Below are 13619 nucleotides of genomic sequence, written 5' to 3' on the forward strand. Positions count from 1 at the left end.
ATAAAAAGCATAAACTGGACATGAATATATGATTTAAAAATGACTGACATCTACATATAACAATAAACCTAAGAGGAAGTATTATGAATCTTCCAATGACAATGTCATTACAAACTGCATCATTTGAAGAATTTATCACTATCATTGCTGCTGCATTGGGCTGCGGGTTATTAATTGGTCTGGAGCGCGAACGAAGTAAGTTAAAACACGAATATAAAACTTTCGCAGGTTTTCGATCATTTGCAATTAGCTCACTACTCGGAGCAATATGCTTTTTATTTGGTACTGAAATTGGAATTGTAGGTGCTCTACTTATAGGCGCGATCAGTATTGTCTCTCTTAAAAATCAGCCTAATGATCCTGGTGTCACCACAGAACTTGCCTTTATTATAACTTACTTCATCGGGGCGCTTTGTATTTGGAATATTTCGCTGGCTGCAGGACTTGCCGTCATCATAACGATTATCTTATTGGCAAAACAATCTATGCATGGCATAGCCAGTCAATGGATTACCGAATCAGAATTGCGCGACGGGATTTTTTTACTGGCATTACTTTTAATTGCCTTACCCTTAGTCCCCAATAAACCTTTTTGGGGCCCCGTTCTAAACCCTCATGTGATTTTAAAGTTACTGACGTTGATTTTATTTGTGCAAGCCCTCGCACATATTGCAAAGCGGCTTTTATCTTCTAAAAATGCTTTATTACTCTCTTCTTTAGCATCAGGTTTTGTTTCAAGTACCGCCACTATCGCGAGTCTGGGCTTGGAAGTACGCTCTGGTCGTGCAAATGCCAAGACAAATGCAGGTGCAGCATTAATGTCATGTGTTTCCACATTGGTACAAACCTTAATTATTGTCGTCGGTATAAGTTTGGCATGGTTCAAATTCATTATATTTCCAACACTCATTGCATTGGCTTTTTTAGCGGTATGGGCTTTCATTATATTACGCAAGGCAGAGCCAAGTACGACTACACCCGAGCTAGATTCCAGAATGTTTAGCTTAAAAGAAGCGATTATTATTGCAGGGACACTTACCCTCATTCAGGCAGGCGTTTATGGTCTAAGTCTATATTTGGGAGATGCGGGCTTAATCGCAGGGACCTTACTCGCATCTTTGTTTGAAATACATGCAGCTATTGCAGCAGTAATTGTACAAGGAGAACCGAATAACGCTCATACCTCACTACTCATTGCTTTCATGAGCGGCTTCGCTGTCCATGCGATTGCTAAAAGCATTAACTCGGCTATTTCTGGTGGAATGCGTTATGCCCTTGCTTTTATTCCTGCCCAAATTTTGCATATGACAATATTTATTAGCTTGCTATGGATGAACCTACATTGGTTCTAAAACGGCTTTATTAGATAAGCGATTTATCTTTCACCATAGCAATAACTGTAATGACATTGCCATTCACTTTAAAATGAATATCAAAATTCGAAAATTTCATTTTATAGACACGTTCAGGGTCTTCTTGATAGGCAGGTCTAGGGTCTAACGTCAATACTTGTTCTAATTCATCAAGATATTGCGTATTAATTTTTTTATTCTTTAAAAGATATTGCTGGGTAGTGAGTGCAGTTTCCGACCATATGACCGACTTTCGTTCGGGTTCAGCCTGCGCATAACCACTTTGAGCATCAACAATGGCATCTGAATATTGAATATAAGGTTTAATATCTAAAATTGGCGTGCCATTTAATAAATCACTGCCTGTAACGTACACTCTTAATGACTTACCGACTTTTTCAATCTTTTTTAAACGTACTACAGATAAACCCACAGGCGCTGGACGATACATACTGCGTGTTGCAAACACACCAATTTTTTCATTGCCCCCTAAACGTGGTGGGCGAACTTGAGGCCGGAATTTAGTTGCATTCTCCTGATTTTTATTGTCATGAAACTGCCAAATGAGCCAAAGATGACTAAATTGTTCGATTCCCTCAAAAGCCAACAAGTCGTTATAAGGTTCTACCATCTCGATATAAGATTCGATATTAACCAAATTAGGCTGACGTGGAATACCAAATTTTTCTCGAAAAGGTGAGCACATGTGCCCGACTATTGGGAGGGTGACAGAATTCATCATCACTTTTTCTTATAAACACAATTAAATATATTCAGTTTATCGGGAATGAAATTAGATTAGAATAGCAATCTGTTTTCTTTTAATCGTGATCGAGACCTTTAATGGCTGCTTTTAACGTTGAACGCATTACTCATGTGCACCACTGGAATGACACCCTTTTCAGTTTTAAAACTACACGCGACACTAGCTTACGTTTTAAAAATGGTCAGTTCGTGATGATCGGACTTGAAGTGAATGGCAAACCGTTAATGCGTGCATATTCGATTGCAAGTGCAAACTACGAAGAAGAGTTAGAGTTCTTCTCGATTAAAGTACCAGATGGTCCTTTAACTTCAATTTTGCAAAAAGTACAAGTTGGTGACGAAATTTTAGTTTCTAAAAAACCAACAGGTACTTTAGTTCATGATGATCTTTTACCAGGTAAAAACTTGTACCTTTTATCTTCTGGTACTGGTCTTGCTCCATTCTTGTCAATTATTCGTGACCCAGAAACTTACGAACGCTTTGAAAAAGTAATTGTTGTTCATGGTACACGCTATATTTCTGAATTAGCTTATCAAGACCTGATCTTGAACGAATTACCAAACCATGAATTCTTTGAAGAGTTAGGTATTAAAGACAAACTTGTTTATTACCCTACTGTTACTCGTGAACCTTTCCACACTCAAGGCCGTGTAACAACTGCAATTGAAACAGGCGCTTTATTTGAAAAAATCGGTTTACCACGTTTCAACCGTGAAACTGACCGTGCAATGCTTTGCGGTAGCCCTGCATTCTTAAAAGACGTTGCTGCATTACTTGACCAACATGGTTTAGTTGAATCACCTCGCATGGGTGAAATGGGCGACTACGTGATTGAACGTGCGTTCGTAGAAAAATAAGATTTTTCTAAATAAAAAACCGAGGTAAAGTCCTCGGTTTTTTTATAGCTCTTTTTATAAGGTGATGCTGCCATCAATACAGGTAACAGCTGTTCCACCCACTAAAATTTTATCTTGATGCAATTCAAGCTTAAGTTGTCCATTGCGCCCTAAAGCGCGACCTTGTGAAGAAAGCACAAGGTCATTTTGTGCTGGCAAAATACCATAGTAACGAATAAAAGACGCTACACTCCCATTACCACTACCACAAACTGGATCTTCGTTTACACCACATGAAGGTGCAAATGAACGGACCTCTATATGCTTTTCTATATCATCATTTTCATAAAAACCGAAAACTGTCGCACCCGTAACTTTCATTTCTAAATCATGTTCTTTTAGAGCAGCAAAGTCGGGTTGGCTATCTAAAACAGCCTTAGCATTTACAGCTTGTAATACAACCCAACGCGCACCTACATCTATCAATGCTGCATTCCATTGTGTATTAATTTTACATTTTAAAATTTCTGCCAATTTTTCAGTATGCATTGCATCGAGTGGAGTAATTTTAGGCTTAGGGAGTTCAAATGAAATATGCTTTGAATCACTTACAGTCAAAGTCACCAAACCTGCACCGCATTGCTGTACTAGCTTACCTTCTTTAGCAGTCACTATACCCGCTTCAAGCAAAGCATAGGCGGTACCAATTGTGGGATGTCCTGCAAATGGCAACTCACTTTGTGGAGTAAAAATTCGAACCTGATAGTCAGCTTGTGAATCAGTGGCTGGAAATACAAATGTGGTTTCAGAAAGATTGGTCCAGTTCGCAATGGCTTGCATCTGCTCAGACGTTAAAGTACTGGCATCCATAATGACCGCAACAGGGTTTCCTTTAAATGCTTGTGAAGTAAAAACATCAACTTGTTTAAATGCAACAACAGACATAGACCACTCCTACTGATTTTATAATTAAAAAAATATGGCTTTAAATCCTCACCACTTTTTGATCTTACTAATTTATTTTTGATGGTCACAGTATCAGTTAATATTAAAAATAATAGACACAGTTCTTAAAAATAAATCCTGCTTAAAAGGATTAATCTAAGCGAATAACAATATTTGAGATAAATACCAGATCACTATAAAGTGTATCCATTGCTTTTATTTTTTAATAAATTGACATGTACAAATATAAAAAAGTGAGTGATGACCTCACCCTTCAAATCCAGAATGGTAGGCAGCCTATTGGTTCTAGGCTGCCTTCAATTCGTGACTGTGCAAATCATTATCAGGTCAGTATTAACACCGTAAAAGAAGCTTATCGTCAGCTTGAAGACCAAGGTTTAATTTCAGTTCGCCCACAGTCTGGCTACTATGTTTGTCATGCGCCTTCAAACTTACTAGAACTCGAAGAGCGTTATGTCAGTGAAGAAAAAGTATCTCTTTCAGGAATTAGCTGTTTTCTCGCACAAATTGTTAAAAAACAGATGGAGCCTGACTATGCCAATTTAGCTCTAGCTTGCCCTACTGGAGAAAACTTCTATCCAATAGAAAGATTAAAACGTTTAACTGCTCAAGTTTTACGGACACAGGCAGACATTTTTAAAAACTATACTTTGCCGCCTGGTTCATTACGATTACGTACTCAAATTGCTAGGCGAAGCTTACAGCTTGGCATGTTTCTGTCCGCAGATGACATTGTGCTGACTCATGGCACTATGGAGGCTTTAAGTCTCGCAATTATGGCAACCACCCAAGCAGGTGACAGCATAGCGCTTGAGATTCCTACTTTTCATAACCTGTACCCGCTTCTTCATAATTTAGGGCGAAAAATCGTAGAAGTGCCGACTTCGCCGCATACAGGGATGTGTCTAGATGCACTTGAAGAACTCTTAAAATCTAAAAGTGTACAAGCCATATTAACTATTCCGACAGGACATAATCCTCTTGGTTTTAGCATGCCTGAAAGCAACCGCCGGCGTTTAGCAGAGCTCGCTAATCAGTTCCAAATTCCGGTTATTGAAGATGCAATGTATGCTGAACTACAACTCACCGAGCCTCTCCTACCCAACATTAAGGCATTTGACCAAAATGGATGGGTCTTGGTCTGTGGTAGCTATACCAAAACTGTGGCACCTGACTATCGAATTGGTTGGCTAGAAGCTGGACGCTTTCGTAATATTGTGCAGCAAATTAAATTAACAACAACCGTTGCCGAACCAACTTTACTCACCGAAACTTTAGGACTTTTTTTAGAAAATGGCGGATATGATCTGCATTTACGTCAGCTCAAAAAGCGCTATCAACAACAAATCGACACCATCAACTCTTATATTTGTCGCTATTTTCCACTCGGTACTCGAGTTAGTCGTCCACAAGCTGGATTTATTTTATGGTTAGAGCTACCCGAGTCTATTGATACATTAGAACTGTTTCATCAAGCAATGGATGAAAAGATCTTATGTATGCCAGGAGTTTTATGTTCAGCTGATAAACGTTTTAGTCATTGTTTACGTATTGCAACTTGTTTTGAGTTAAATCCTAAAATGTTAAATGCTTTGATGCGCTTAGGAGAGTTAGCAAAAAATATGCTACCCACGCAAAATGATATAACTCAAATTCCTACTAATTCAGTAGGTTGAATCGAAAATATAGAGTTAATAAAATAAAACCATATATTTTTTATGCCTTTTATTTTATGAAAACCGAACTTCTCTCTCCCGCAGGCTCACTTAAAAACATGCGCTATGCATTTGCCTATGGTGCAGATGCCGTATATGCAGGCCAACCTCGTTACAGCTTACGTGTACGTAATAATACTTTTGATCATGACAACTTAAAAATTGGTATTGATGAAGCCCACGCTTTGGGTAAGAAGTTTTATGTTGTGGTAAATATTCAGCCACATAACAGCAAATTAAAAAACTTTATACGCGATCTTGAGCCAATTGTGGCTATGCAGCCAGATGCTTTGATTATGTCTGATCCTGGCTTAATTATGATGGTACGTGAGCATTTTCCAGAAATGCAAATTCATCTATCGGTTCAAGCCAACGCTATTAACTGGGCCACTGTTAAATTTTGGAAAGACTACGGCCTAAGTCGTGTGATTTTATCGCGTGAATTATCTTTAGAAGAAATAGAAGAAATCCAGCAACATGTGCCAGATATTGAACTCGAAGTTTTTGTACATGGCGCTCTATGCATGGCCTACTCAGGCCGCTGTTTACTTTCTGGATATATGAACAAGCGTGATGCCAACCAAGGTGCTTGTACCAATGCCTGCCGTTGGGACTATAAACTGCATGAAGCCCAAGAAGATGCAAACGGCGATGTAATTCCAGTCACTCAGCTAAATACAACAGAAAAGTCTTGCTGCTCATCAGGACAATCAGAAACAACCTCGGTTCAAACTTTACTCGTACAACGTAATAATGAAGAAATGTTTGCTGCGGAAGAAGATGAACACGGCACCTATTTTATGAACTCTAAAGATTTACGTGCGGTACAACATGTAGATCGTTTAACAAAAATGGGCATTGCCTCACTGAAAATTGAAGGCCGTACTAAATCCTATTTTTATTGTGCTCGCACTGCTCAAATTTATCGAAAAGCCATTGATGATGCATTAGCAGGTAAACCTTTTGACCCAAGTTTAATGACCCAACTCGAAGGTTTGGCAAACCGCGGTTACACTGAAGGCTTTTTAAGACGGCATGTACATAGCGAATATCAAAACTATGCTGACGGATCATCACATTTTGACTATCAACAATTTTGTGGTGAAGTTTTAGAACGTCACGGTGATTATATTCGCATTGAGGTGAAAAACCGTTTTGTGATTGGCGACTCACTTGAACTCATGACGCCTCAAGGCAATATCAGCTTTACCTTAACCGAAATGCGCGATTTAAAGGGCAATCCAATTACAGATGCTAAAGGTTCGGGACATTTTGTTGAGATTCCACTTTCACAAGATGTTGATGTTAGTTATGCCCTACTCATACGCAATTTGCCGCATGCGAAAGAAAGTATTACTGCCTCTACATTGGCTTATTCAGTGAGTTAAACATGGCCCTTTTGATTACGAATGACTGCATCAATTGTGATATGTGTTTACCCGAATGCCCCAATACAGCTATTTTTGAAGGAAGCAAAGTTTATGAAATTGATTCATCTCGTTGTACAGAATGTGTAGGTTTTTATGATGCACCAATATGTAAAGCGGTTTGCCCAATCGATTGTATAGAACCAGACCCTGCACATATTGAAAGCAAAGAACAATTATTAGAGAAATTTAAAGGCCTGAATTTAATTGGCTCATTCTCTTTTTAAAACCATTTAGAGGATCAAGTTAAAATCACTGATCCTCTTTTTATGACTATGCTGACCAGCTATTAAATAAACGAAGAAATGGTCTAGAGCATATTGCTAGTGATAAAATCAATTTATCAGTTTAGTTTGGTTTACTGGTACTTTTGTACCAAAAAAATTGAACAATCGTTAAAACTGGTCAAACTATATCAACATTTCATATAGATTGATTAAAACCCTTTCTGGCGCAGCTTCCCATGTCTTATCTTTATTTAGCAATTGCGATTGCTTGTGAAGTTATTGCAACTTCAGCATTAAAAGCATCTCAAGGTTTTACTGTTCCCATTCCGTCTATTATTACGGTTGTGGGCTATGCAATTGCTTTTTATTTACTGTCTCTGACATTAAAAACAATTCCAATCGGAATCGCATATGCCATTTGGTCGGGTGCAGGTATTATTTTAATTTCCGCAATTGGCTGGATATTTTACAAACAACATTTAGACCTGGCTGCCTGCATTGGTTTAGCTTTAATGATCGCGGGTATTGTGATTATTAATGTATTTTCTAAAAATACTCATCTATAAAATATATTTAAAAAGCAACCGAGTATGATGAGAATGTTAAAAAAGTTTCACCATACTCGGTATCAACAGCTTATTTTAAACTGCCCGTCAAAAATTGCTTTAAACGTTCACTTTTCGGGTTGTTAAGTACTTCATCAGGATGTCCCTGTTCCTCAATTTTCCCTTGATGTAAGAAAATCACCTGATTAGACACATGACGTGCAAAGCCCATTTCATGTGTGACCACAATCATAGTACGACCTTCTTCAGCCAAGCCTTGCATTACTTTTAGTACTTCACCTACCAACTCTGGATCAAGTGCGCTGGTTGGTTCATCAAATAACATCACTTCCGGTTCCATAGCCAAAGCACGAGCAATTGCTACACGTTGCTGCTGACCACCAGATAAAAATGCCGGATATTTACTCTCAACACTTTCAGGCAATCCAACTTTACGTAGATACTTGCGTGCACACTCTTCTGCTTCAGCACGTTTTACTCCAAGTACATGGATTGGCCCTTCAATGACATTTTCTAGCACTGTCATGTGAGACCATAAATTAAAGTGCTGAAATACCATCATGAGCTGAGTACGCATTTTTTGTAGCTGCTTTGGGTCAACTACTTTTAAATTGCCTTTTTTATCAAAGACTGTGCGTAGTTTTTCACCATTGAGCTTAATCGTGCCATTGCTCGGTTGTTCTAAAAAGTTGATACAACGCAGCAAGGTACTTTTACCTGAACCAGATGAACCAATAATACTAATTACATCACCGGCATTTGCATCAAGTGATATTCCTTTAAGTACTTCATGATCGCCAAATGTTTTGTGTAAATCACGAATCACTAGTTTTGCAACCTGTTCCATTTATGTCTCCTAATGATTCGATGGCTTTAAAAATGCCAACCAACGTTTTTCCAACTTACGAAATATCCAAATCAAAATAAAAGCCAGCACTGCATATAACACCGCAGCAATGCCAAAAGCACTGAAAGTGTCATAGGTTGCTGCATTCACATCACGCGCAATTTTTAAAATGTCGGGAACTGTTGCTGTAAATGCAATGGTTGTGGCATGCAACATTAAAATGACTTCATTGCCGTAAAAAGGCAAAGCACGGCGTAACATCGACGGAATGATAATACGTGTGTAGAGTTTCCATTTTGACATACCAAAAGCTTGAGCAGCTTCAATCTCACCATGTGGAATAGAACAAATCGCTCCAGCGAAGATTTCAGTGGTATATGCACCAGTATTGAGCGCGAATGCCAAAATGGTGCAATTTATGCCCTCTCGAAAGAATGCATCGAGAGTTTGATGTTCATGGACATAATCAAAGCTATAAATACCCGAGTAAATAATTAACAGTTGGATGTACAGTGGTGTGCCACGGAAAACATAGGTAAACAACCAAACTGGACCACGTAACCAGTTATTTTCTGATACTCGTGCAAGTGACAAAGGCACAGCAAGCACAAACCCAATACCAATAGAAAGCACCAATAACCAAGCAGTCATCGCGACACCAGTCATTTGTAGGCCATCAGTCCAAAGGTATGCTTTCCAATATTGTTGAAGGATTTCAATCATAATTGCCCCTTCCTCACACCAGCAGAATAATGACGTTCAAGCCACATTAAGATCAGGTTCGATACGGTAGTAATGACCAAATAAATAGCGGCAGCCACGATGCTGAAAAAGAACAGTTGCATGGTACTTCTACCTGCATCTTGCGTAATTTTTACAATGTCAGTCAGGCCAATAATGGAAACCAGCGCGGTCGCCTTAATCAAAACTTGCCAGTTGTTACCAATGCCGGGCAACGCAAAACGCATCATTTGAGGGAATAATACACGGTGAAAAACCTGCCACGGCGTCATCCCATAGGCCATTGCTGCTTCAATTTGTCCCCTCGGAACCGATTGAAATGCACCACGAAAGGTCTCGGTAAAATATGCACCATAAATGAACGCTAAGGTAATCACACCAGCCACAAATGGGTTTATATCAATCTGGTCCATTTGTAGTGCTTCAGTAATTTGGTTTAAACCCAACTGCAAGCTATAAAATAACAGCAGCATAATCACTAAGTCAGGCACACTACGGATGAGTGTGGTATAGGCGGTCGCAATATAACGTAAAGCTTTAATATTAGAGAGTTTTGAACTCGCACCAATTAAGCCAATAATGACAGAAAGCAAGAGTGATAACAGCGCAAGCTGTATGGTCATCCATGTTCCGCTGAGAAGGAGTGGCCCGTAGCCAGAAAAAGACATGACTCATCTTCTCCTTAAAAACAATATCTAATATTGATGAGATGAGAATAGATTTAAAAATGTCGGCACTTAGCCGACATTTTTCACATCATTAGTAAATGCTAAAAGAGAAGTATTTTTTCTCGAGTTTCTTGTATGTGCCATCCGCAATGATTGCAGCGAGTGCCTTGTCAATATTCGCTTTCAAGTCTGCATCTTCTTTACGTAAACCGATAGCCGCACCTACCCCCAATGTTTTGACATCCACCACATTGCCGCCAGCAAAAGAGAAGTTTTTACCTTTCGGTTGTTTTAAGAAAGCGCCATCAACCATGATTGCATCTTGTAAAGTTGCATCCAAACGACCAGACATCATGTCTTGGTAAATCAAATCTTGAGTTGGATAAGGAACAACACTCACACCTTTTGGAGCCCAATAGGTTTTAGCGTAAGTTTCTTGAATTGTGCCCTGCTGTACGCCAACACGCTTACCTTTTAATGAAGTAGGTGTTGGTAACAACGGCGAACCTTTTTTTGCAACCATCCGCGTTGGCGTATTATAGATTTTGCTGCTAAATAAAATTTGTTTCGCGCGTTCATCAGTAACGGTCATTGATGAAAGAATGCCATCAAATTTTTTCGCTTTAAGCGCGGGAATCATCCCGTCAAAAGAGTTTTCCACCCAAACACATTTGGCTTTAAGCTTTGCACAAATGGCATTACCTAAATCAACATCAAAACCAGTTAACTTGCCATCTGGTGTTTTATATTCAAACGGCGCATAAGACGACTCAGTACCAAAACGAATCACCTTCCAATCCTTTGCTTGAACATTCGTTGCAACAGCAGCCAAAACTAAGGTTGTTGAAACGAACATTTTTTTCATAAAGCTTGCCATCTTGAAGCTTCTCCTTAAAATCCTAATAAGGTGATAAAAACTTGAGCAATTTCTAAATTACTCTTCTGCCGAAATAATTGCAATTTCTATACCAGTAAATTAAGGATTTATGAAGATGTCTAAGCAATGAACTGTATTGACGGTTTAAATGTTGAAAAATCAATCAAATTTTAAGATTAAGTTTTGAGTGTATAAGCTTCAGCAATATTGTGCTGCTCGACCAAAGTACGAATTGTATATTCATGACCAGTTTCTTTATCACAGGCAAATTCACATTTCTGGTCGAAAGGTAAAGCCGTACCGCCAAGTAATGGACAACCTGCAAAAAGTTCAGCGACCCAATCTACAAACACTTTTACTTTGAGTGATAAATGACGATTTTGAAGATAAACTGCTGAAATCGGCATCGGCGCTGGCGTCCACTGAGGCAATACTTCTTTTAACAAACCCGATTCTAAATGGTTGGTGAGCATATAACGTGGGCCTTGAATTATACCGAAACCCTGCAAAGCCAAGTCGATGTAAGCATCACCGTCATTTACCGAAACACGTCCACGTACTGACACACTTTTAATTAAATCATCAACGACAAAGTCCCAATCGAAGTTGCGTCCGGTACGGCTTGAAAAGAAGTGAATCGCTTTATGGTTTTTTTGCAAATCTTCAATTGAGGTAGGTTCGCCATATTTTTCTAAATAAATCGGTGAAGCAGCAGTTGCACACTGGAAAGTTCCGATACGACGCGCAATTAAGCTTGAATCTTTTAATTCACCGACCCGAATTGCACAATCGACAGCCTCTCCCACCAAGTCTACAGGTCGGTCATTTAGACCAATCACTAAATCAATATCAGGATAGCGTGCATGAAAATCGCGTAGTCTTGGAATTAAAATTAAACGGCCAATGGATACAGGCACATCAATACGAAGCTGACCTCTTGGCCCCCGCTCTGCATCATGAAAGGAAGATTCAATATCGGAAACATCCGCTAAAATACGGGCTGTCCGATCATAATATACGGCGCCATCCGGTGTGAGACTAATTTTTCGTGTTGTCCGATTCAGCAAACGAACTTGTAAATGCTTCTCTAAAGCCTGAATAGTTGTGGTCACAGAAGCACGCGGTAAACCCAAACTATCAGCTGCTAAACTGAAACTATTTGTTTCAACCACTTTGTTGAACACTCTCATGGCATGAAATAGATCCACACGCACACTCCTATTAATGCATTTCTTTATTCAAATACATCAATTGTTATAAAAATACGAATAGTGTTATCGAATTTAATATATTTATTCGTGATTGACAAACTTTTATGCTCCGTCCATTCCATAAACCCTGTTTCTCCCATACGGACCATAACTAAAAGTCTGAAAACAGGTATCCAAATAACTAGGAGCACCTCATGTCATTTTCCCGCAAACAGTTTGCACTGTCTGCCATCTTTGTCGCCATTTTGGCTACAGGGGGCAGTTTTATGTTTTTACATGAAAATGCCGATGCAAAAGCTGCACCGACCAGTGCCCAACAAGCTGCTACTGTTGATGTAGCCCCTGTAGTAAGCAAAACCATTACCGATTGGCAAGAATATTCCGGTCGTTTAGAAGCAATTGATCAAGTTGATATTCGGCCTCAAGTTTCAGGAAAACTTATTGCCGTACATTTCAAAGATGGCAGTCTTGTTAGAAAAGGCGATTTACTATTTACCATTGACCCGCGTCCTTTCGAAGCAGAACTGAATCGTGCAAAAGCCCAGCTTGCTTCAGCTGAAGCACAGGTAACATATACCGCAAGCAATCTTTCACGTATTCAACGTCTCATTCAGAGTAATGCTGTTTCTCGCCAAGAACTGGATTTAGCCGAAAATGATGCACGTTCAGCGAATGCTAACCTACAAGCCGCTAGAGCTGCTGTCCAATCTGCACGTTTAAATCTGGAATATACCCGTATTACTGCACCAGTCAGCGGCCGGATTTCACGAGCTGAAGTCACCGTCGGCAATGTCGTCTCTGCAGGTAACGGTGCACAGGTCTTAACAAGTTTAGTTTCTGTATCCCGTCTTTATGCATCTTTCGATGTGGATGAACAAACTTACCTGAAATATATCAGTAATCAGCGTAATTCAGCACAGGTACCTGTCTATATGGGACTTGCCAATGAAACAGGCTTTACTCGCGAAGGAACAATCAACTCAATCGATAATAACCTGAATACAACCTCAGGTACGATTCGTGTTCGCGCAACTTTTGACAATCCAAACGGTGTTTTATTACCGGGTCTATATGCACGAATCCGTTTAGGTGGAGGCCAACCTCGCCCAGCGATTCTGATTAGTCCAACCGCGGTTGGCGTCGACCAAGATAAACGTTTTGTTGTAGTCGTTGATGCGAAAAATCAAACTGCTTACCGCGAAGTAAAACTCGGTGCCCAACAAGATGGCTTGCAAATCGTAAATAGCGGATTACAAGCGGGTGACCGTATTGTAGTGAATGGTTTACAGCGGATTCGTCCGGGTGACCCTATTACACCGCATCTCGTGCCTATGCCAAATGCACAAATCACTGCTAACGCTACTTCTTCTCAACCTCAGCCAACAGATAAAACATCAACTCCGGCAAAAGGTTAATCACA

Annotated in this window: 14 protein-coding genes; 7 read left to right on the forward strand and 7 right to left on the reverse strand. The window is 39.6% G+C overall.

Annotation, left to right across the window (positions count from 1 at the left end):
* Positions 1-83 precede the first annotated feature (83 nt).
* Positions 84-1352, forward strand: a complete 1269-nt coding sequence (locus ABLC00_RS12695) for a DUF4010 domain-containing protein (protein ID WP_004886215.1) — start codon at positions 84-86, stop codon at positions 1350-1352.
* Between the two features lie 10 nt (positions 1353-1362).
* On the opposite strand, the gene tsaA is transcribed toward ABLC00_RS12695, so the two are convergent.
* The gene (gene tsaA / locus ABLC00_RS12700) at positions 1363-2091 is read right to left on the reverse strand and encodes a tRNA (N6-threonylcarbamoyladenosine(37)-N6)-methyltransferase TrmO (RefSeq protein ID WP_004886212.1); all 729 of its coding nucleotides are present in this window, start codon (positions 2089-2091) and stop codon (positions 1363-1365) included.
* A 104-nt stretch (positions 2092-2195) separates the two neighbouring features.
* Between tsaA and ABLC00_RS12705 the strand changes: the two genes are divergently transcribed.
* Positions 2196-2975, forward strand: coding sequence for a ferredoxin--NADP reductase (locus tag ABLC00_RS12705; protein ID WP_002049093.1), 780 nt, complete (start codon positions 2196-2198; stop codon positions 2973-2975).
* Between the two features lie 54 nt (positions 2976-3029).
* Here the strand turns inward: ABLC00_RS12705 and ABLC00_RS12710 are convergent, their stop codons facing one another.
* Positions 3030-3899, reverse strand: a complete 870-nt coding sequence (locus ABLC00_RS12710) for a PhzF family phenazine biosynthesis protein (RefSeq protein ID WP_006581087.1) — start codon at positions 3897-3899, stop codon at positions 3030-3032.
* A 230-nt stretch (positions 3900-4129) separates the two neighbouring features.
* Between ABLC00_RS12710 and ABLC00_RS12715 the strand changes: the two genes are divergently transcribed.
* The 4 genes from ABLC00_RS12715 to abeS all read left to right on the forward strand — a co-directional run bounded on the left by ABLC00_RS12715 (position 4130) and on the right by abeS (position 7855).
* Positions 4130-5596, forward strand: a complete 1467-nt coding sequence (locus tag ABLC00_RS12715) for a PLP-dependent aminotransferase family protein (RefSeq protein WP_080775623.1) — start codon at positions 4130-4132, stop codon at positions 5594-5596.
* Between the two features lie 56 nt (positions 5597-5652).
* Entirely contained in the window at positions 5653-7023 is a 1371-nt protein-coding gene (yegQ, locus tag ABLC00_RS12720; protein ID WP_033846053.1) for a tRNA 5-hydroxyuridine modification protein YegQ, read from the forward strand.
* Positions 7024-7025: 2 nt separating this feature from the next.
* Complete coding sequence (locus ABLC00_RS12725) at positions 7026-7289, forward strand: YfhL family 4Fe-4S dicluster ferredoxin (protein WP_033846054.1); 264 nt, start codon at positions 7026-7028, stop codon at positions 7287-7289.
* A 236-nt stretch (positions 7290-7525) separates the two neighbouring features.
* Entirely contained in the window at positions 7526-7855 is a 330-nt protein-coding gene (gene abeS / locus ABLC00_RS12730; protein ID WP_004886197.1) for a multidrug efflux SMR transporter AbeS, read from the forward strand.
* Between the two features lie 70 nt (positions 7856-7925).
* Here abeS and ABLC00_RS12735 read toward each other — a convergent pair whose 3' ends face one another.
* From ABLC00_RS12735 to adeL, 5 genes are all read right to left on the reverse strand, one after another.
* Positions 7926-8702 carry an ABC transporter ATP-binding protein gene (locus ABLC00_RS12735; protein WP_000438610.1) on the reverse strand — a complete coding sequence of 259 codons (777 nt, stop codon included), beginning with the start codon at positions 8700-8702 and terminating at the stop codon, positions 7926-7928.
* A 9-nt stretch (positions 8703-8711) separates the two neighbouring features.
* A complete protein-coding gene (locus ABLC00_RS12740) occupies positions 8712-9425 on the reverse strand; it encodes an ABC transporter permease (protein WP_033846055.1) in 714 nt (237 codons plus the stop codon).
* Positions 9422-10111: an ABC transporter permease gene (locus ABLC00_RS12745; RefSeq protein WP_000010370.1), complete on the reverse strand. Its 690-nt coding sequence runs from the start codon at positions 10109-10111 to the stop codon at positions 9422-9424. Before ABLC00_RS12745 ends, ABLC00_RS12740 begins: the two co-directional genes overlap by 4 nt.
* A 91-nt stretch (positions 10112-10202) precedes the next feature.
* Positions 10203-10988 (reverse strand): ABC transporter substrate-binding protein, encoded by a 786-nt coding sequence (locus ABLC00_RS12750; RefSeq protein WP_002049251.1) that lies wholly within the window; start codon positions 10986-10988, stop codon positions 10203-10205.
* Between the two features lie 176 nt (positions 10989-11164).
* The gene (gene adeL, locus ABLC00_RS12755) at positions 11165-12196 is read right to left on the reverse strand and encodes a multidrug efflux transcriptional repressor AdeL (RefSeq protein ID WP_002049092.1); all 1032 of its coding nucleotides are present in this window, start codon (positions 12194-12196) and stop codon (positions 11165-11167) included.
* A 197-nt stretch (positions 12197-12393) separates the two neighbouring features.
* Here adeL and adeF point away from each other — a divergent pair, with 197 nt between their 5' ends.
* Positions 12394-13614, forward strand: coding sequence for a multidrug efflux RND transporter periplasmic adaptor subunit AdeF (gene adeF, locus ABLC00_RS12760; RefSeq protein ID WP_004886191.1), 1221 nt, complete (start codon positions 12394-12396; stop codon positions 13612-13614).
* Positions 13615-13619: the final 5 nt, after the last annotated feature.

Origin of the sequence: Acinetobacter nosocomialis (assembly GCF_041021905.1) — a bacterium.
GTDB classification, from domain to species: domain Bacteria; phylum Pseudomonadota; class Gammaproteobacteria; order Pseudomonadales; family Moraxellaceae; genus Acinetobacter; species Acinetobacter nosocomialis.

What these genes read in the sequence shown, in the direction of transcription:
- ABLC00_RS12695 (WP_004886215.1), top strand. Translation starts at nt 84, where the DNA reads ATGAATCTTCCAATGACAATGTCATTACAAACTGCATCATTTGAAGAA.
- tsaA (WP_004886212.1), bottom strand. Translation starts at nt 2,091, where the DNA reads ATGAATTCTGTCACCCTCCCAATAGTCGGGCACATGTGCTCACCTTTT.
- ABLC00_RS12705 (WP_002049093.1), top strand. Translation starts at nt 2,196, where the DNA reads ATGGCTGCTTTTAACGTTGAACGCATTACTCATGTGCACCACTGGAAT.
- ABLC00_RS12710 (WP_006581087.1), bottom strand. Translation starts at nt 3,899, where the DNA reads ATGTCTGTTGTTGCATTTAAACAAGTTGATGTTTTTACTTCACAAGCA.
- yegQ (WP_033846053.1), top strand. Translation starts at nt 5,653, where the DNA reads ATGAAAACCGAACTTCTCTCTCCCGCAGGCTCACTTAAAAACATGCGC.
- ABLC00_RS12725 (WP_033846054.1), top strand. Translation starts at nt 7,026, where the DNA reads ATGGCCCTTTTGATTACGAATGACTGCATCAATTGTGATATGTGTTTA.
- abeS (WP_004886197.1), top strand. Translation starts at nt 7,526, where the DNA reads ATGTCTTATCTTTATTTAGCAATTGCGATTGCTTGTGAAGTTATTGCA.
- ABLC00_RS12735 (WP_000438610.1), bottom strand. Translation starts at nt 8,702, where the DNA reads ATGGAACAGGTTGCAAAACTAGTGATTCGTGATTTACACAAAACATTT.
- ABLC00_RS12740 (WP_033846055.1), bottom strand. Translation starts at nt 9,425, where the DNA reads ATGATTGAAATCCTTCAACAATATTGGAAAGCATACCTTTGGACTGAT.
- ABLC00_RS12745 (WP_000010370.1), bottom strand. Translation starts at nt 10,111, where the DNA reads ATGTCTTTTTCTGGCTACGGGCCACTCCTTCTCAGCGGAACATGGATG.
- ABLC00_RS12750 (WP_002049251.1), bottom strand. Translation starts at nt 10,988, where the DNA reads ATGGCAAGCTTTATGAAAAAAATGTTCGTTTCAACAACCTTAGTTTTG.
- adeF (WP_004886191.1), top strand. Translation starts at nt 12,394, where the DNA reads ATGTCATTTTCCCGCAAACAGTTTGCACTGTCTGCCATCTTTGTCGCC.